Here is a 17615-nt window from a genome sequence, read left to right as displayed (position 1 = left end):
GATTTGAATGGTTTTCATAAACCTGTGTCAGTGCGTTTTTGTCCTGCTGAGGCAAAGGGTTAACAAACTTCAAGACCGTTTCCTATTGATGAGTAAGCTTGGGGTATTTTACTACAAAATTTATAGTTGGTTACTTAAGGTATTAAGACTTCCCATCATTTGAATGAGTCCAGCCAAAAAAATGCTGAAAACCTACTCGAACTGCACTAACATGAGCGCAGTTCGAGGTGTCACTACTTTTCACAGCATGTTTACACATGCCGCTATCAGGGGAAGATGGCCATGTATCTGGCTTTACCGATAAAAACAGTCTTTTACACATTTGGCGCATCACTTGTGCTCTTTTTCCTACTGCTGTCATCCATAAAGGGTGGGTTCTCATTTAACTTAATTTCTCTAAGCCTGTTGATAACGACGGGCTTGTTTTGGCTGTTAGGAGCCACACCTGTTTGGCGGAAACTCTGGAAACGCTTTCCGCAATTAAACCGCTGGGTTTTCCCGGATCTAAACGGAGTTTGGCAGGGAGAGCAGGAATCTAACTGGCCGATCATCGAGAGGTTGATCAACGCATCAAGTACTCAGCAGGAAATTTACAATGCTGACCAACCGGATGTGTCACTGCTAAAAACCAAAGTAACGGTGAGGATTACTGCCAATTTATTCAGAGTAAAGGTCACGCTTGTGTCACAACCGCGTTCGCCAGATTTGAGCAAACCTTATTCAGAGTCTTACACCTATCTGGCAGTTCCAAGAAAGAATCCTGACACCGATGCATTTGAGCTTTTTTATTTCTATAAAAACACCACTACAAACCCCGTCACAACCGATACCAACAGTCATGACGGGGCGGCAAAACTAGAAGTGACTGCGGATGGCAAACTAAAAGGCATCAACATGACGAATCGCCAATGGCACAGAGGCATGAACACTGCGGGTGAGCTGGTGCTGGAGCGTATTTCGGAAGACCCTGAAGCCAACGAATGATCCATTTACCCCTGTCAAAATATCACTTCACGTTTACGGTTACCGCTGCGCTTGAAATGCCTGCACAGCCCGGAGTACTTTGGCATAGCGTATTGGGTAAAGCGCTTAAGCAGCGCGCTTGTGTATCACCCGATACGGAGTGCGAACAGTGTTTTTATCTACATGATTGCGATTATCCTCAGCTTTTCAGGGGTGTACGTCCACCGGATAGTGAAATCATGCGCAAGTACACAACCATACCGCCACCGCATGTTTTTCAGTTTAACGAAGAAACTAAAAGTGTTTATGAAGCGGGTGAAACTGTACGTCAGTCCATAGTGCTGTGTGGCAGCAGTAACCAAAAATTTCCCGTTATCGCGGCAGCAATGATGCTTGCTGCTCATACTGGTTTAGGAAAAAAACGCAGTAAATTGCAACTTGTCGGTATTCATCAGGAGTTACCGGATGGCAGTCAATTTAACTTAGTGCAAGACAATAAATTGATAGCAGCACAGCCTCCGGTGAAGATGCCTGATGTGGTGATGCCTGATGCAGTTACTTTGCAGTTTCTCACTCCGTATCGTGCTTCTGGTAATGCTGCCAATGCTAAACAGTTAGCAGTAGATCGCTTGCTAATGGCAATTATTCGCCGTGTAGACCTGATGCAATATTTTACGACCGGTGAAAAGATTCAGGCTGATTTTCGGGCTTTAAAAGCGATGGCTGAATCAGTGGTTTTACTCGAGCAGTCAATCACCTATAAAGCTGATGAACGTTATTCTGCAAAGAGCCGATCAAGTAAGCAATCCGGTGGGTTGATAGGTCAATTCACTATCAATCTCAAGAACGCTAAAACCCTTGGATTATTTCTGAATACTGGTCAATGGCTAAACGTTGGTAAAAACGCCAGTATGGGTTACGGGAATTTTTGGCTGAAAACTTGACAGATTTGGGTGGTGTCTGTTTATTATGTGCACTAATCCCAATGCACAAGTGGCCTTTCTATGACCTATTACTTCTATCTGTTTGAAGTGCATTCCATCCAGTCCTACATTTTGAGCAGTGGCAAGCTCAAAGACATGGTAGGTGCAAGTGAGTTACTGGAATCCCTGTTACAAAAACCGTTGGATCACGCGCTGAGCGTTTTGGACTATAAAGAAGGTCTGAAAAGTGACGGTGATTATGACTTTTCACGTCGGGGAAGTTCTGCTTTCTCTCTCTTATTTACGGATAAAGAAAAGGCCATTGCACTGCGGGATTTGTGGGGTTTGATTATCGCAGGAATTGCTCCCGGTTTAAGCTTTGGCCAAAGTATCAGCGATGGAGCAGAGTCACCCAATGCCGCCTACAAACAAGCTGCTGCAACATTGCGAACCTTGCGTTTGTACCGTACACCAGAATTACCTGTGGCAGGGCCGTTGGTGCGTCGTAGTCCTAGAACAGGAAAGCCTTCGGTTAGCTTAGACAAAAAACAAGATTCTCCAGAATGGATCGATCTGGCAACACAGAAAAAACGTCAGTTCAGTTCAGCCCCGGAGCTTGAAGATAAGTTTGATCCAGATAAGCAAAGTGGCTGCCGTTTCCCATCAAATACTGACACGGAGTTTCCGGTTGATACCACACGCTATGTTGGCATTCTGCATGCTGACGGCAATGCGCTTGGTAATATAACCAGTCAATTAGCAGATGAGTTATCGAACAAAACCGCTGCGGATTTTACTGAGACTTTCAAAACTTTCTCAGAAAAAATTAACCTCGCAACTACCGAAGCTGCCCAGCTTGCCTTAGCCCCCATTATTCATAAAACCAAAGAAAACACTGATCTTGAAAAGCCGTTCTTACCGTTTCGTCCACTAGTACTGGGGGGCGATGATTTAACGGCAATTATCGGTGGCGAGTTTGCCTTTGATTTTACACGTGATTTTCTCGAATTCTTTGAGCAAAAAACCAAAGAGCACTTAGCTGAGCTGCAGGAATATGACGCGATTCCAGAGCAATTGACAGCTTGTGCAGGTTTAGCTTTTATCAAAATCAATCAACCGTTTCGCATGGGATATCGTTTGGCTGAGTCCCTGACACTGGAGGCTAAACAACAGTCCAAAGCACTAGTAGAAGGAAGTCAGCAACTAACGCCTTCGTCCATGGTGTTTCATCGGGTATCGACCTCGATGATTGAAGATTACAGTGTTGCGTTACCGCGTGAACTGACAGCTTGGGATGGTGATGATGCGTATCAGCTAACACTGGGTGCATACGGGGTGGGAGGTCACGCCACACAATTACCGGCACTGGATGATTTGTTGGCCATGAAGCAGTTGTTTAGGGATGAGACGATGTCGCGCGGCCCAATGCGACATTTCACTACTTTACTGCATGAGAGTATTCCGGAGGCCCGAAAGTCTTACGCACGTTGGCAGGAGAATATGCAAAAACTGTATGTAGCAGATGACCCAGAGTCCCCACTGGCAAGCTACAACGAGCTTACAGACCGCTTGCTTGGTAGCAAGCTGCATGAGTGCTTACCGTTTGTGGAATCAAGCACGGGGCAATACCGGAGCTTTTTAGGAGACATGAGTACCTGGATGGCTGTAGAGGGCGAAAACAATGATTAAACAAAGCAATCTGAGTATTGATATTCGCAGTTATTGGCATGCAGGTACAGGTCGGGGTAGTGGAAGTCATCTGGATGCATTGGTAGAGCGTGATATCGCAGGTTTGCCATTCGTATCTGGCAAGATGATCAAAGGTTTGCTACGAGATGCAGTGACCCGTGCAGCCGATTGGGGCGTGCTGGAATACACTCAGGAAGATGGTCTGCCCAATACGGAAGTGCTGGAACATTATCTATTCGGCTCGCCGGGCTTTGAAGAGGATGGCTTGCCCAGAGATAAAACACGTGCCGGTATTCTGAAATTTAGCGATGCCAGAATGCCAAAGGAGCTGATCACTTGGTTGGAGGGCAATAGCCCGGATCATCAAAAACTACGTGATTGCTTGTTTCGTTCTGTTTACTCCACTGCAATCGAAGCAGGGACTGGCGTTGCCAAAAAAGGCAGTTTGCGTGCTCAGCAAGTCACTGTACCAATGACATTAGAAGCCAATATATCGCTCATTGAGTCTAAAGCTGAGTCCTGCCCATTCCCGACATTGCTTGATGAATGGCAAAGTGTTTTAGCGCAGGCTTTACCGCTGGTGAGGGCGGTTGGTTCGAACCGGACACGAGGATTGGGGCGTTCAGTTCTGAGCTTGTCTGACGTGGAGGTGACGGCATGAGATCACATCAGATAACTATTACGTTGCAAGAAGATGTGGTGCTGAGTGCGACCGCTTCTACGTTAGGTGGTAATCACTCATTGGACTATATACCGGGTGCTGCTTTGTTGGGTGCAGCGGCGGCTACCCTGTATCAGCAAGTACCAGCGCAGGTCGCTTTTCAGTTATTCCATTCCGGCTCGGTGCGCTTCGGTAATGCTTACCCTTGTGAAGCGGATAAACCTTCCCGCCCGATACCATTAGCCTGGCATCGATTGCGGGCTAAAGCGGGGGAGACGCGTCTGCTTAATCATTTACTGGCAGCAGATGATGAAATAAAGATGAAACAAGAGCAGTTACGCCAAGGTTTTGTCAGTGACACAGGGCATTTACTGTTTCCCAAAACCAGCTACCGCATGAAAACGGCGATAGACCCGAAGACTGCAACAGCGGCCACTTCCCAGCTGTATGGTTATCAGGCTTTATTGGCTGGTCAAACTTTTGCGGCACGTTTGGATATTGATGACGAGATATCAGAGTCTTTGGAGTTATCTTTAGTAAAAGCACTGAGTGGCGGTCTTTTGCTGGGGCGTTCGAGAACGGCTCAATATGGTCAGGTATTTTGTGATGTGGAGCCGCTACCGGAATACCAAGCTGAAGGTGATACCAGTGATCCACACAGCTTATTGCTATGGCTACAGTCAGACTTGGCACTGCAGGATGAGTATGGCCAGCCGGTGTTACTTCCCGAGGCCAGACATTTTGGACTTTCAGGAAGCTTTCAGCCGGAACGTTCTTTTATGCGGTTTCGCAGTTATAGCCCATATAACAGCCATCGCCATTCACACGATAGTGAGAGGCAGGTTATTACCCAAGGCAGTGTGTTGAGCTTCAAACTTGATGCGCCATTGACGAGTGAGCAGCAGGAGCAATGGAAAGCGGGAATTGGTTGTTATCGGGAATGTGGATTGGGGCAGGTGCTGGTTAACCCACCGCTATTAAATCAAACCGTTCCTATGCCGGAATCTGAGCCACCACAACAGGATGTGCTTGGTGAAGCACCGGATCATCCATTAGCAACTTGGTTATTACGCCAAAACGATGCGGGTGGGCAGCGTCGTCGTGTTCGCGAGCTTGCCGAACAGTGTGCAGAAGAGCTGGCTGAGCTGTATCGCGCTGCCAGACGCTACGCTGGTGAACAGCCCGGTGTGTTAGTCGGCCCGGGACGATCCCAGTGGGGTAAGGTCTCTGAGCTAGCCAAGCAATACGCCTCGGGGGGGAAGTCAGATGGTTTGTTCTATGCATTATTTGACAGTAACAATAAACAAGCAATCTGCGCAGCCTCTGATGTTGCTTGGCAAACTGCAACAGGAGCAGGTCAAGCTACTAGCTTTGCTGAGTGGTTGGAGAAGCAGTTGAAAGGTGAGAAAGATAATCCTGGTCTGTTAGCGGCAAATCTCGCACAGATTGCCCGTGGTGTGATTAGCAAGCAGGAGGCAATGAAATGATTGCAGAATATTCCTATCTTCACCTCGCACGTTTTGTCATCGAAGCTGACACTGCTTTTGCTATCGCCAGTGGCTTAAGTGATGGCGCGTTTGATGCGTTGGTCGTTCGCGATGCTAATAATTTACCAACGATCCCCGGAACGAGTCTGGCGGGTGTGTTGAGAAGTCAGTACCAACAAGCACATGGTGAAGAAGAGACTGAGGATCTATTTGGCTATATCCGACATTATGAGACTCAGGCTGGTCAAGCGTCCAGAGTGCAAGTGTCTTGGGGGTGTGTGCATGACAGTCAGGATGTGCCGGTAGAGGGTATCCATCACAGTGCATTGCAAGACCCATTGCTGGATCGTTTATCTCAGGATCATCCACTGACGCGTGAACGGGTAAAGTTGAATGAGCGTGGTGTTGCGGAAGAACAGAAAAAATTTGATAAAACGCTAATACCTGCCGGATGTCGGTTTAGTTTTGAAATCAGTCTGTGGGCAGGCAGTTGTGATGACAGCCAATGGCAGCAACTACTGAATATTCTATCCGGTTCAGCCTTGCGTATTGGTGGATCAGTGCGAAGTGGGCTTGGTAAGTTTTCGTTGAAGCGCCTGCACTCACGGCAATTTAATCTCAAGGATAAACAGGATTATCAGACGTTTGCGGAATTACCAAACGGGCTGGGTGAAGTATCCGGTTTAACGTCGTCTCTGAATGCTGAGCAACAAACTGCTGGTTTGTTTGTTGATGTGAGTTTGCACCCCGAAGATTATTGGCGTGTTGGGCAAGGTACAGAGAGTCTGAGCGATAAAAAGAGGGATGTAACGCCGCAAGCACTGCCAGTGACTGAGCCAAGCATCGTTTGGGAAAAGCAGCGCGCACGATTTGTTCCAAGAAAAATTGTGGTGCCGGGTAGTGGTGTCAAAGGTGCATTAAGACATCGTCTGGCGTTTCATTATCAGCGGATATGTCAGAAGCATGGAATGACTCTGGAATCCTCTTCGATTGATGAGTTGGCGGGCGTGAATGCGCTGTTTGGCTATGCTGCCGATACAAAAGATGCCCGATCTAAGGGGCAGGTCGGGGCGATTTTTTTTAGTGATATTTATCCGGATAACGAGGCTAAGCCTGCGACGATTGCACAAATGTCGCATACCAGTATTGACCGCTTCACCGGTGGGGTTCGTGATGGTGTGTTGTACGTTGAGGAACTACTGTGGCAACAGCCACTGAAGCTGACATTATGGTTCGACCCGCACCGCCTGCAAGCAGTGGATGAACACTGCCGTAAGGCATTGGAGCTAACTTTGGATGATTTGGTGAAGGGGCGTTTGGCCTTAGGCGCTGCAAGTAGCAAAGGACATGGCTTTTTTGGCAGCGAGCAGTCTGAACTCAAGTGGTCTGATAATGAAGCATGGATACAGAGAGGCGCATTATGAAAGAGTTAATCCGCCAATATAATGAATTGGGACATTACCTAAAAACCGACCCTCAACTGGCGATTTCATTGCCGGAGCTCAGCCCTTGTCAGTTAATAGTGAATGACCATGTGGCAGATGGTGAGATGGCGGCTGCGAATCCGAACCCGGTGGTCACTCATGCAGAGGTTATTTCAGCCATACGTGCATTTCAGCCTTTACAAGGTTGGTTGTGTTATCAGTCTGAAGTGTTGAGCCTCACAAATGGGGATCTGAGCTTTTTAGATCACTCGGGAATAGGTTGGATTCTAAATGGCGAATTGAGTAATGCCAATCGCGAGAGTCTGCATATTAGTCAGAATGGTAGTGGCCAATGGTTACTGACGAAATATCAGGAGCAGCCGGGGGAGGACTTACTCAGGCAGACTATGACGTATCTCTCAACAAAAGATGAGTTGGGGCACTTAGCTTATGCGGTCTATTGGCAACGTGATGCATTAATAGGATATCAAAAAGTGCATAGTCGGTTCCTCGGTTTTCAGAAGGAGGCGCAATCATGAGTAATTTACCGGATGAAAAAATAACCGCACCGTATAACTTTGCCCCTTTATCGTCACAGGTGTTTCAGCCTGACTGGCAGGATAAGGTTTCTATTGATACGCCAATGGCGGGGGGGCTGTCAGGTGTTTTGAATTTTACGATTACCGCACACTCGCCTTTATTGGTCGGTGAAAAGGCGCATGAAAAAGCACCGGTTGAGCCGTTTACTTTTCCTGATGGTCGCTATGGCATACCGGGTTCCAGTCTGCGCGGCATGATTCGTAATGTTCTGGAAATTGCTTCATTTGGCAAAATGAATTTTGTCGATGACAAGCGCTATGGTGTGCGTGATTTAACGCCGGGTGCCCGAGCATTTTACGGCAACCACATGACTGAAACTGCTGGCAGAATGAAGTTTAAACCTAAGTCAAAATCGGGTTGGTTACAGTTTAATGAAGGGCGTTGGCAGATACTGCCTTGTGAATTCTCACGCGTAGAGCATCGCGATATTGAGCGTTACCTGAGTGGTCAATCGTTTGCTGCCTTCTTGAAAAAGAGACCGGTTGCCGATGATAAGTATAAGTTCTGGAAGAAAGCCGGAAAGTCTCTTGAGGTTAAGTTCACCGCTGGTGGAGCAACGTTTCAAAAGCACAAAGGTAAGGAGCTTTACTACAGTAAAGTCGGATCGCTTGGTTCCGGCTCAATGGATGGTGAGATTGTCTTTACCGGCCAACCCGGGCCGACTAAGCACATGGAGTTTGTGTTTCATACTGAAGCTAAAGCCGCTAAAGAAATTCCTGAACGGGTGATTCAGGGCTTTTTGCAGATATACCGTGGTGCAGACTGCAGCATGGATAGCAGTAAAAATAAAACAACAGATAAAAAGTTAAGCCATTGGGAAGCGCTGCAATCTCTCGACTTTAAGCACGGTTTTCCTGTTTTTTATCTTGAGAAAAACGGCGTCATTGAGTCGCTTGGTTTATCACTCATGTACAAGCTGGCTTATACCAATAGCGTCGGTGATGTGATTGAGCGGGTACAAGGTAACTATGACGCGGATAAACCCGATTTGTGTGAACTGATCTTCGGATATGTGGATGAAGACCAGGGTGTGAATAGTTTGAAGGGTCGGGTGAGTTTTGCGCATGCGGTGTGTGAGCAAGCGTCTAATGAGGTTGTAACAAAGCAGTATCAAACGATATTAAACGGGCCAAAGCCGACGTATTACCCGAACTACATCGTACAGAAGCATAAAGACGGTGAGTTAGAAGGGAAGGGATACACCACGTTAATGGCAGCGGATGCGGAAATTCGCGGTTGGAAACGCTATCCGGTGCGCCCCGGTTTTGAAGTCGCGACACTGAGCAAAGACCAGCAAGCAAATAAAGATATTCAGGTTAGCCTGAAGCCATTAATGGCCAAACCGGCATTAAGCTTTCGCAGTAAACTACGCTTTCATAACCTGAGTCAATGCGAGCTTGGTGCATTAGTTTGGGCAATGGAGTGGGGAGGTAATACTCAGCTAAGACATAGCCTTGGAATGGCAAAATCGTTTGGCTTTGGTCAGGTGTCGATCACCTTGGATACAGAAGACACTCAGTATCTGGAAGCCAATGATTTTAGTGATACACCTGCACTTGATGATTGCGTCGGTAGCTTCGTGAAAACTATGGATGATTTTTGTAATGAGGCGGCTATTCCGGGTGGCTGGGAAGCGTGTGAGCAGCTGCTGCAATTACGCGGCATGGCTAATCCTGAAAATGCGCCGGGTTTACCGGGCAGATTGAAGCATCTTGATTTGAACGGTGGTGGTAAATGGAACGAGTTTGTTACCGCTAAGAAGGAAGGCAAGGTGCTGGAGTCCTATATGCCATCGAGTTTGCCATCTGCCCCGAGTGGTTCTGGCGTGATTGTTTCCAATGGAGCATGGGATAACTCAGACGCTGGTAAGTGGTTACGTGATACCGTGACAGAGATTTCTGAGCGTACTAACTCACCTGTGAAAAACGTGCTGCATGCTAAGGGGTTGGCTGAACAGTGGAGTTTACTGGAAGATGCTGAGTTGAAGCAGGCTGTTTTGGTTCAGATAAAAAAATATTGGCAGACTCAAGATTGGTGGGGTGAGCCTCATGGGAAGTCTGCTATTAAGGCGCATCGCATTTATAGTGCTGAGTGAAATAGTCATTTAAATGCAGTAAAATAGAGGTGTGATACGTGAAGTATTAGAATAAATGCCATTAATAAAGCGTCAAAAAATAGCTAAGTGCTGTATATCTCTTTTGATATATATAAAATTATACTGTAAGTCATTGATACGGTTAATTTTTTGGAAAGTGAGAGGGTCTGGATGGTTACCTGATTAATAAGGTATTAAGACTGTACTAGTTATAGCTGATTTAATTATTTCAATAGTCTGGATGGTTACCTGATTAATAAGGTATTAAGACAAAACTTTACATCGAATTTCCCTATGCTTTTTTGTCTGGATGGTTACCTGATTAATAAGGTATTAAGACTTGTTGGGGGAAGTAATTTGACCATTTTGGTGGTCTGGATGGTTACCTGATTAATAAGGTATTAAGACCAACTATTCATCGCGATAACCGCGGTAATCAATAGTCTGGATGGTTACCTGATTAATAAGGTATTAAGACCATTCTGTAGTGGCCCACCGCCAATTGGCTGCAGTCTGGATGGTTACCTGATTAATAAGGTATTAAGACAGACTCTCTGCCAACATCATCATACCGAACACGTCTGGATGGTTACCTGATTAATAAGGTATTAAGACAACCGGCATTGTTCCATTTTCAGATATTGCATGTCTGGATGGTTACCTGATTAATAAGGTATTAAGACGGAGCTCTATCATGAGCTTTTTTTCCCTGAGTGTCGTCTGGATGGTTACCTGATTAATAAGGTATTAAGACTTGGGTTAGACCACGTGTAACGGAACTTTTAAGTCTGGATGGTTACCTGATTAATAAGGTATTAAGACCATGATAAGCTGGTGCTTCATACGTATAGCGATGTCTGGATGGTTACCTGATTAATAAGGTATTGCGACACGACAAAGAACACAGTCTTATCGATGACAGCCTTGTATGAATGCTTACCTACAGATCCTCCAATAAGAAGTCATCATAAGACTATGCAAATAGATCAACTTTTTGGGCAGCACTTCCCTTGAGCCACTTTTCAATTTGCAATTAATGTTTGTTATATTTACAGCGGATCAGATATGTAGCACTATGAGTAGAAGGGTTGTGTCATTCAACACCATACACCGCTATTTAGGAGTATTTTTGTTAAAACCTAGCTTCTTGCAGGGCATAATTTCCGCTAAGCCCCTTTGTAAGTATTTGACTATAAAGGCTGAAATTGATGCTTGCAGTGAAAATGGGTACCTGATGAATAAGGTATTAAGACGCCAACAGACGCCAGCTTCCGCTTCATCAAGTGAAAATGGGTACCTGATGAATAAGGTATTAAGACGGCACCTTCCATGACACTTAGATCATGTAACGCTGTGAAAATGGGTACCTGATGAATAAGGTATTAAGACCGCCAGTTGTTAATATCATTCCATTATCTTGCTGTGAAAATGGGTACCTGATGAATAAGGTATTAAGACCCCTGAGGGATTAAAGGCGCTGATAGAAAATCGGTGAAAATGGGTACCTGATGAATAAGGTATTAAGACGATCTTGTCTATCATTGTGCTCAGCGATACGGTGAAAATGGGTACCTGATGAATAAGGTATTAAAGCCCTTCTAGTGTTTTTTCACTGCAACTGCCAACCCCGATCCGTTCGCATAAACCGGTTAGGCTCAACACATTCAAAAGCATGTCCTGTCCATTCCATTTGCTCCATGACAAGTTCATGCCGATCACCTTTGATGACATTAAAACTATTCGGCTGATTGGCGATTAATCGGTGCGATGTGGTGGTGCCAGCGTGAGAAACAATCATACCATTGACCGGCTCGACGTATGCCAGATGCACATGCCCGCCCAGTATCAAATCAACTCCCGCTTCACTAAATGCCTGTAGTGCGTTGTCGCGATTGCCGACAAGGCTGCGGTTCAGGCTGGACTGCGGTAGCCAGAACGGATGGTGCGCGACGACGATATTGAGTGAATCGTCAGCGGTTTGCTTAAACACCTGACAGACCTGATTGATTTGGGACTGGCTAATGCGTCCGCGTGACAGGTCCAGATAAAAGCCAATTCGGCGTGCTGTGTTAACGCCCGCAGCGGTGAATTCGTTTTTTTGTACCACCGGTTCAAGGTCGGTTGAGATGTATTTACGCCATTTTCGCCACGGATACATAAAGCGTTCCCACAGCCGATACATGGATAAGTCATGATTGCCGGGGATGATCATATAGGGCTGTTTGAGCTGATTTAAAAAAGCCTGCGCATCTTTGAATTCACGATGTTTAGCGCGTTGCGTCAAATCACCACTGATGATGATCAACTCGGGTTGTAACTCGTCCAAGCTGGTCAGCAGGCCGTCGATAATAGACGGCAATTCACGGCCAAAATGCAGGTCAGAGAGGTGGGCTATGCAAGTCACATTTAGTTTCCGGGTTTGAGTATGGGCAAGACAGCGGGGTAGATGCGGTATTTTAGCGGCACATTGACGCGGCGTAGTTCACCATCGCTCATGATTCGCAGTTTACGCCGGCGTTTGGTGAAGTGTATTTCAACGTCGGAGGCTTTGAACATCAGCATGTCTTCATCGTCCTGCCAGTCACCGATCAGCAGTCTGAAGATAAGCCGTGGTAGTGACCAGATGGAGCGGTCGCGGGTGATATAAATACCGAGCTGCCCCTGCGTTAAGCCAGTACGAACCGGTACGATGGTGCTTTGTGCTGACAATGGATTGTTGGTGACTGTGACTGAGCGCGTGCGCAGCGATCGGTTATGGCCATTCACTTTAAGCTGGATGCGAATGGGCGGGTAGACGAACATAAATTTCAGCATATACGCCAACATCATGGGCCAGCGTATCCAGCCGGAGTGACGTCTGAGACGCTCGCGTCGTTCGGTGAGTTTGGTTGACATGCCAATATTAGAAATACACAGGAAAGGGAGGCCATTAATCTCGGCGCGGTCAATGTATTCCACTTTGGCGTCGATGAGTTGCTGTACAGCGATGCGCATGTCCAGACTCATACCAATGTCGCGTGCCAACAGGTTCATGGTGCCACCGGGCAAAATACCCAAGGGTATGTTCAGTGTTTCAGTGATTCCAGCAATGGCGATCACTGTGCCATCACCACCGGCTACCCAGACTGCATCGGGTGTGTCGTCGGTGAGGCGTTGCGGCAGTGTCTTTAGCAGTTCCCCTTTAAACGGCAGGAGCGTTAATTCAACGTCAGGGAACTTTGCGAGTAGCGACCGGAAGTAGGCCGGCAAATCAGTCCCGCTGGATTGTTCCAGTAGTGTGCCTGATTTCGGATTGTAAATTAGTGTGATGGCAAGCACTTAAGGTCTCAGTTACTTGAGTGAGGGATGTCGCTATCTAATGACGATAATCATACCTGTGAACATAGCCGCATGCTATATCACCAGAATGAGCTTGGGTATTAGTGTTCATTCAGTTTCTGGTTAGTCATGTTTTTGTATTATCATCCCTTCACTAGTGACTATTATTCAACCATCTTCAGATTGGGGGCGATCATGGGGACAACTCGACTTGGTGCGCTTAACGCGGTGACCTCTACGATTTTACTAATGCTGCTGCTGTTTGCAGGGCTGTATTACGTTGCGCACAATCCGGGAATGGTGGGGTTTGATGTTCAGGCGGCCAGCTTTGGCGACAAGCTCAAACAATCAACTCAGGCAGATGATTATTTCACATCCCGCGCAAGTCTGATCAATGGTCGTGAGACTGTGGTGGACACGTCTGTGAATACCTCAGCCAATAGTCGCCCGCAGTGTCAGCAGTGGTATAAAACCCGTAAAGGCGATACGCAGTGGGGGCTTGCTCAACGTCATTCGACTCAGTCAGATAAATGGCCGTGGATTAAAGGGATGCGTTGGGTGTCGGGTAAAAATGCGCAGGACGATGCTTTAAAGTCCGGTGAAGTGGTGTGCGTGGACTGGGCATCTTAAGCGCATTTTTTACCACTGATTTATTGAGTGATTGCCCGCGAGTCACTTTCTGCTTTAAATACATTCGGCACGTACTCAATCCGGCGCAGCAGGTGGTGCAGTTCTTCCTCAGAGTTTAGCTCGATTAACAAGCGCATCGACACGGATTGATCATCGGTGTCAGTCACTGAGTTGATTTGCAGAATGTTGACGTGAGACCGATTCATAAGCGTGGTCAGATCCTGCAGTAAACCAGGGCGGTCGAAGGCTTCAATCAATACTTGCTGACGTATGGTGTCGCCGTGCTCACCCCATTCTAATTCCAAAGTGGGGCGGTCGTGGGCACTTTTGGCAGCATTAGGGCAAGACTCCAGATGTACCACGATGGTGGAGTCAGTCTGATACACACCAATGATGTGATCACCAAGTCTGGGGTGGCAACAGCCTGAGGGTTTGACTGTGTGACTACCGATACCTGATAGGTTATCGCTGGTGATCAATGTGGCCGCGTCGGTATCTTTGTAGTGCGCGTTTAACCAGTTACGTATGCTGGAGCTGGCGCGCGCGGTGGTGACGTAGTGTTTCTTATGGTTAAGCCAACTTAGTTTTGGGGTTGATGCGGAGTCAGTGAGTATTTCGATACGCTCGCCAGACTTCAGCGGATAACTCAGCGGTACGCGGTGGCCATTGACTTTAGCGCCGATGCAGTGGTCACCAATTTCAGTATGCACAAAGTAGGCAAAATCGAGCGCGGTGGCGTCTCTGGGAAGTTCCACTACTTCACCTTTTGGTGTTAATACATACACACGGTCGTTAAAGAAGTCGGGCTTTAATTCTTCCAGCAGGGTGTCGTCGTCTACCGGGTTTTCCAGTAAGTTGCGCAGGGTTTCGATGGTTTTTTCCATCGCTTTGTCCTGACTACTGCCTTCCTTATAACGCCAGTGTGCCGCCACACCGTATTCGGCGAACTGATGCATCGCCTCAGTGCGCATTTGTATTTCGATGATTTGATTTTCAGGGCCAATAATCGCGGTGTGAATTGACTGGTAGCCATTTTCTTTTGGGTTGGCAATGTAGTCGTCGAACTCATCTGGTAGGTGTTTCCACAGACCATGCACGATGCCTAGCACCTGATAGCATTGGGGGATATCTTTGACTACGATGCGCACGGCTAACAGGTCGGCCAGCTCATGACATTCCTGATTTTTGCGCTGCATCTTTTTCCAGATACTGTACAGGTGCTTGGCGCGACCATACGCTTTGGCCTGTATATCCTGACTTTCAAGCAGGACCTGAAGGTTTTCCACAAAGCCGTTGATAATGGATTCACGCTTGATACGGTTGATGTCCATTGAGCGTGCGATGGATTGATACTGCGTGGGTTCGAGGTAGCGAAAGGCCAGATCTTCCATTTCCCATTTGAGTTCACCAATCCCCAATCGGTTAGCCAGTGGGGTAATGATGTCCAGTGTTTCTCTGGCGATGGCGTATTGAATTTCACGTGGCTCTTGGCTCAGTTTGCGCAGGCGCTCCAGTCGATAAGCCAGCCGGATTAATACCGCTCTGACATCATTGACCGTGGCTAACAGTAAGCGACGCAGGGCCTCGGCTTGTTCAGGTATGTAGTCAGCCTTAAGGTCAGCTGACTTAAAGGTGTTTAGCCAGTTGACTTGCTTGACCAGGGCGGCGATGACTGAGCCGAATTGCTCTTCTATGGTCAGCAGGTCTAAACGATCTCTTAAGCGCGGATCTGTAATCAATGCGGCGATCAGTGTGTGTGCGTCTACGCCTAATTTCTTCAGGGTGTAGGCGATGTCCAGCGAGGACGGTCGGGTGTCTTTTTCATCCTGCACGGCAAACACTTGCTGCAGGGCATTGGCCAGGTAGTCGAGTTGTGTTTGTTTGTTGATTCCTGATGAGAGAAAACGGTAGGCGTGCTCGTAGCTCTCATACTCAGCGTGTCCGGTGAAATTAGTATGTTTCATGCAGTGGTCTCGGGGATAAATCCATCTGTGTAATGTGTATATAGTTTGATCATTTACAAAAAACAGCTGTCATTGCTAGTTTAACAGGTGAAGATCACTTTTATCAGGGCTGATTTCATGTATATTGTAGGGCCAAACCGTAACAAAGTTCCAACGGCTTCATTCTTACGAAGTCGACATTCCGTTAGTTAGTGTCATATTTTATTCAATAATTCGTGAATCAAAGAGGTCTACTATGCGAAAAAAGTTAAGTTTATATTTATTAGTATTATCATTGGCAACACTGTGTTTCGGCCAGTTAAACGCCGCTACACTCAATATTCATAATGGTGGTGATCCGTCATCATTAGATCCTCATAAGCTGTCAGGTGACTGGGAGAACCGAATTGCGGGCGATATTTTCGAAGGTCTGGTGACTGAAGATATCGGTGCTGAAGCGATTCCTGGTCAGGCGGAGAGCTGGACGATATCTGACGATGGTTTAGTGTACACCTTTAAGCTGCGTGATGGCATCAGCTGGACGGATGGTAAGCCAGTGACAGCGGGTGATTTTGAGTTTGCTCTGAAGCGTTTAATGGATCCTGCGGCGGCGGCTAAGTATGCTTATCTGCAATATCCAATCAAGAATGCTGAGGCGATTAATGGCGGTAAAATCAAAGACCTGAACGAGCTGGGTGTTAAGGCGATTGATGATAAAACGCTGGAGATTACACTTGAGAAACCAACGCCTTATTTCATTGGTGCGCTGACGCATTACACGGCTTATCCATTGCCAAAGCATGTGCTTGAGGCTAAGGGCGATGACTGGGTTAAGATTGATAATATCGTAACCAACGGCCCTTACAAGCCAACGGAGTGGATTCCGGGTTCACACGTTACCACGGTTAAGAATGATAAATATTATGCGGCTGATCAGCTGGCGATCGACTCGGCTAAGTTTTTTGTCTTGGAAGATGAAACGGCTGCGCTGAAGCGCTATCGTGCAGGTGAGTTTGATATTTTGACAGACTTCCCAACGGATCAGTATGAGTGGATTAAGAAGAATCTGCCGGGTCAGGCTCAGGTTGCACCGTTTGCGGGTTTGTACTACTACGTGGTGAACAATACCAAGCCTCCGTTTGATAATGCGGATGTCAGAAAAGCGTTGTCGATGAGTATTAACCGTGAGGTGATTGGCCCACAGATTTTAGGTACGGGTGAATTACCAGCTTACTCTTGGGTTCCACCGGGTATGGCAAACTACTCAGAGCCTGCTTATGTGAGCTGGAAAGACCTACCTTATGGTGAGAAGGTTGCTGAGGCAAAGAAGTTATTGTCAGCAGCAGGTTACAGCAAGGACAAGCCGTTAAAGCTGCAACTGCGTTATAACACCAATGAAAACCACAAGCGTATTGCGGTTGCGATTGCCGCGATGTGGAAGCCTCTGGGTGTTGAGGTCGAGCTGTATAACACGGAAACCAAAGTACACTACGATGAGATTACCAAGGGTATTCTGGAGGTGGCGCGTGCGGGTTGGTTAGCCGATTACAATGACGCGGATAACTTCCTGAACTTGCTAAAGTCGGATGTGAATTACAACTACGGTCGCTTTAAAAATGCAGATTATGATGCATTGATCGATAAGGGTAATGCGACGACGGATAAGGATGAGCGTGCGAAATTGTTCCGTCAGGCTGAGCAACTTGCTCTGGATGAGTCAGCGGCAATGCCGATCTATTATTACCTTGCCAGAAACATTGTTTCGCCTAAGGTGAAGGGCTATGAAAACAATGCTTTCGATATTCATCGTACGCGTTGGATGAGTAAAGAAGACTAATAACGTCCCCTCTGTGAGCCAGATTCTCTGGCTCACTGTCTGCAA

At 47.0% G+C, this 17615-nt stretch carries 13 protein-coding genes and 2 CRISPR repeat arrays; of the genes, 10 read left to right on the top strand and 3 right to left on the bottom strand.

What is annotated here, in order from left to right:
• Nucleotides 1-282 precede the first annotated feature (282 nt).
• The 8 genes from DKW60_RS21815 to DKW60_RS21780 are packed head-to-tail and all read left to right on the top strand — an operon-like array spanning nt 283 to nt 9842.
• A complete protein-coding gene (locus DKW60_RS21815) occupies nt 283-984 on the top strand; it encodes a hypothetical protein (protein ID WP_109839783.1) in 702 nt (233 codons plus the stop codon).
• Nucleotides 981-1907, top strand: coding sequence for a CRISPR system precrRNA processing endoribonuclease RAMP protein Cas6 (gene cas6, locus DKW60_RS21810; RefSeq protein WP_109839782.1), 927 nt, complete (start codon nt 981-983; stop codon nt 1905-1907). The genes DKW60_RS21815 and cas6 overlap by 4 nt, the downstream gene beginning before the upstream one ends.
• A gap of 60 nt (nt 1908-1967) precedes the next feature.
• Complete coding sequence (locus DKW60_RS21805; protein ID WP_109839781.1) at nt 1968-3575, top strand: Cas10/Cmr2 second palm domain-containing protein; 1608 nt, start codon at nt 1968-1970, stop codon at nt 3573-3575.
• Nucleotides 3568-4236, top strand: coding sequence for an RAMP superfamily CRISPR-associated protein (locus DKW60_RS21800; protein WP_109839780.1), 669 nt, complete (start codon nt 3568-3570; stop codon nt 4234-4236). The genes DKW60_RS21805 and DKW60_RS21800 overlap by 8 nt, the downstream gene beginning before the upstream one ends.
• Nucleotides 4233-5723, top strand: coding sequence for a type III-B CRISPR module-associated Cmr3 family protein (locus tag DKW60_RS21795; RefSeq protein WP_109839779.1), 1491 nt, complete (start codon nt 4233-4235; stop codon nt 5721-5723). Before DKW60_RS21800 ends, DKW60_RS21795 begins: the two co-directional genes overlap by 4 nt.
• A complete protein-coding gene (locus DKW60_RS21790) occupies nt 5720-7147 on the top strand; it encodes an RAMP superfamily CRISPR-associated protein (RefSeq protein ID WP_109839778.1) in 1428 nt (475 codons plus the stop codon). Before DKW60_RS21795 ends, DKW60_RS21790 begins: the two co-directional genes overlap by 4 nt.
• Nucleotides 7144-7686 carry a hypothetical protein gene (locus tag DKW60_RS21785; RefSeq protein ID WP_109839777.1) on the top strand — a complete coding sequence of 181 codons (543 nt, stop codon included), beginning with the start codon at nt 7144-7146 and terminating at the stop codon, nt 7684-7686. Before DKW60_RS21790 ends, DKW60_RS21785 begins: the two co-directional genes overlap by 4 nt.
• Nucleotides 7683-9842: a TIGR03986 family type III CRISPR-associated RAMP protein gene (locus DKW60_RS21780; RefSeq protein ID WP_109839776.1), complete on the top strand. Its 2160-nt coding sequence runs from the start codon at nt 7683-7685 to the stop codon at nt 9840-9842. The genes DKW60_RS21785 and DKW60_RS21780 overlap by 4 nt, the downstream gene beginning before the upstream one ends.
• A 165-nt stretch (nt 9843-10007) precedes the next feature.
• A CRISPR array of direct repeats spans nt 10008-10733; the repeat unit is 36 nt; unit sequence GTCTGGATGGTTACCTGATTAATAAGGTATTAAGAC.
• Between the two features lie 325 nt (nt 10734-11058).
• Nucleotides 11059-11369: direct repeats of the CRISPR family, unit length 36 nt.
• A gap of 82 nt (nt 11370-11451) precedes the next feature.
• On the opposite strand, the gene DKW60_RS21775 is transcribed toward DKW60_RS21780, so the two are convergent.
• Nucleotides 11452-12246 carry a metallophosphoesterase family protein gene (locus tag DKW60_RS21775; RefSeq protein ID WP_109839775.1) on the bottom strand — a complete coding sequence of 265 codons (795 nt, stop codon included), beginning with the start codon at nt 12244-12246 and terminating at the stop codon, nt 11452-11454.
• Between the two features lie 2 nt (nt 12247-12248).
• Nucleotides 12249-13160, bottom strand: a complete 912-nt coding sequence (locus DKW60_RS21770; protein ID WP_109839774.1) for a diacylglycerol/lipid kinase family protein — start codon at nt 13158-13160, stop codon at nt 12249-12251.
• 195 nt (nt 13161-13355) lie between these two features.
• Here DKW60_RS21770 and DKW60_RS21765 point away from each other — a divergent pair, with 195 nt between their 5' ends.
• Nucleotides 13356-13790, top strand: coding sequence for a LysM peptidoglycan-binding domain-containing protein (locus tag DKW60_RS21765; RefSeq protein WP_109839773.1), 435 nt, complete (start codon nt 13356-13358; stop codon nt 13788-13790).
• 20 nt (nt 13791-13810) lie between these two features.
• Here DKW60_RS21765 and DKW60_RS21760 read toward each other — a convergent pair whose 3' ends face one another.
• Nucleotides 13811-15754, bottom strand: a complete 1944-nt coding sequence (locus DKW60_RS21760) for a RelA/SpoT family protein (protein ID WP_109839772.1) — start codon at nt 15752-15754, stop codon at nt 13811-13813.
• A gap of 235 nt (nt 15755-15989) precedes the next feature.
• On the opposite strand from DKW60_RS21760, the gene DKW60_RS21755 reads away from it, so the two are divergent.
• Complete coding sequence (locus tag DKW60_RS21755; protein WP_109839771.1) at nt 15990-17570, top strand: peptide ABC transporter substrate-binding protein; 1581 nt, start codon at nt 15990-15992, stop codon at nt 17568-17570.
• Nucleotides 17571-17615 lie beyond the last annotated feature (45 nt).

Source organism: Leucothrix pacifica (assembly GCF_003172875.1).
Lineage (GTDB): Bacteria > Pseudomonadota > Gammaproteobacteria > Thiotrichales > Thiotrichaceae > Leucothrix > Leucothrix pacifica.
Note: the sequence above shows the minus strand (reverse complement) of the source record. Positions and strands in the feature narration are given on the sequence as shown.

Excerpts from the sequence above, each read along its gene's own strand:
- cas6 (WP_109839782.1), top strand. The coding sequence starts at position 981 with ATGATCCATTTACCCCTGTCAAAATATCACTTCACGTTTACGGTTACC.
- DKW60_RS21765 (WP_109839773.1), top strand. The coding sequence starts at position 13,356 with ATGGGGACAACTCGACTTGGTGCGCTTAACGCGGTGACCTCTACGATT.
- DKW60_RS21780 (WP_109839776.1), top strand. The coding sequence starts at position 7,683 with ATGAGTAATTTACCGGATGAAAAAATAACCGCACCGTATAACTTTGCC.
- DKW60_RS21790 (WP_109839778.1), top strand. The coding sequence starts at position 5,720 with ATGATTGCAGAATATTCCTATCTTCACCTCGCACGTTTTGTCATCGAA.
- DKW60_RS21800 (WP_109839780.1), top strand. The coding sequence starts at position 3,568 with ATGATTAAACAAAGCAATCTGAGTATTGATATTCGCAGTTATTGGCAT.
- DKW60_RS21805 (WP_109839781.1), top strand. The coding sequence starts at position 1,968 with ATGACCTATTACTTCTATCTGTTTGAAGTGCATTCCATCCAGTCCTAC.
- DKW60_RS21795 (WP_109839779.1), top strand. The coding sequence starts at position 4,233 with ATGAGATCACATCAGATAACTATTACGTTGCAAGAAGATGTGGTGCTG.
- DKW60_RS21815 (WP_109839783.1), top strand. The coding sequence starts at position 283 with ATGTATCTGGCTTTACCGATAAAAACAGTCTTTTACACATTTGGCGCA.
- DKW60_RS21785 (WP_109839777.1), top strand. The coding sequence starts at position 7,144 with ATGAAAGAGTTAATCCGCCAATATAATGAATTGGGACATTACCTAAAA.
- DKW60_RS21760 (WP_109839772.1), bottom strand. The coding sequence starts at position 15,754 with ATGAAACATACTAATTTCACCGGACACGCTGAGTATGAGAGCTACGAG.
- DKW60_RS21755 (WP_109839771.1), top strand. The coding sequence starts at position 15,990 with ATGCGAAAAAAGTTAAGTTTATATTTATTAGTATTATCATTGGCAACA.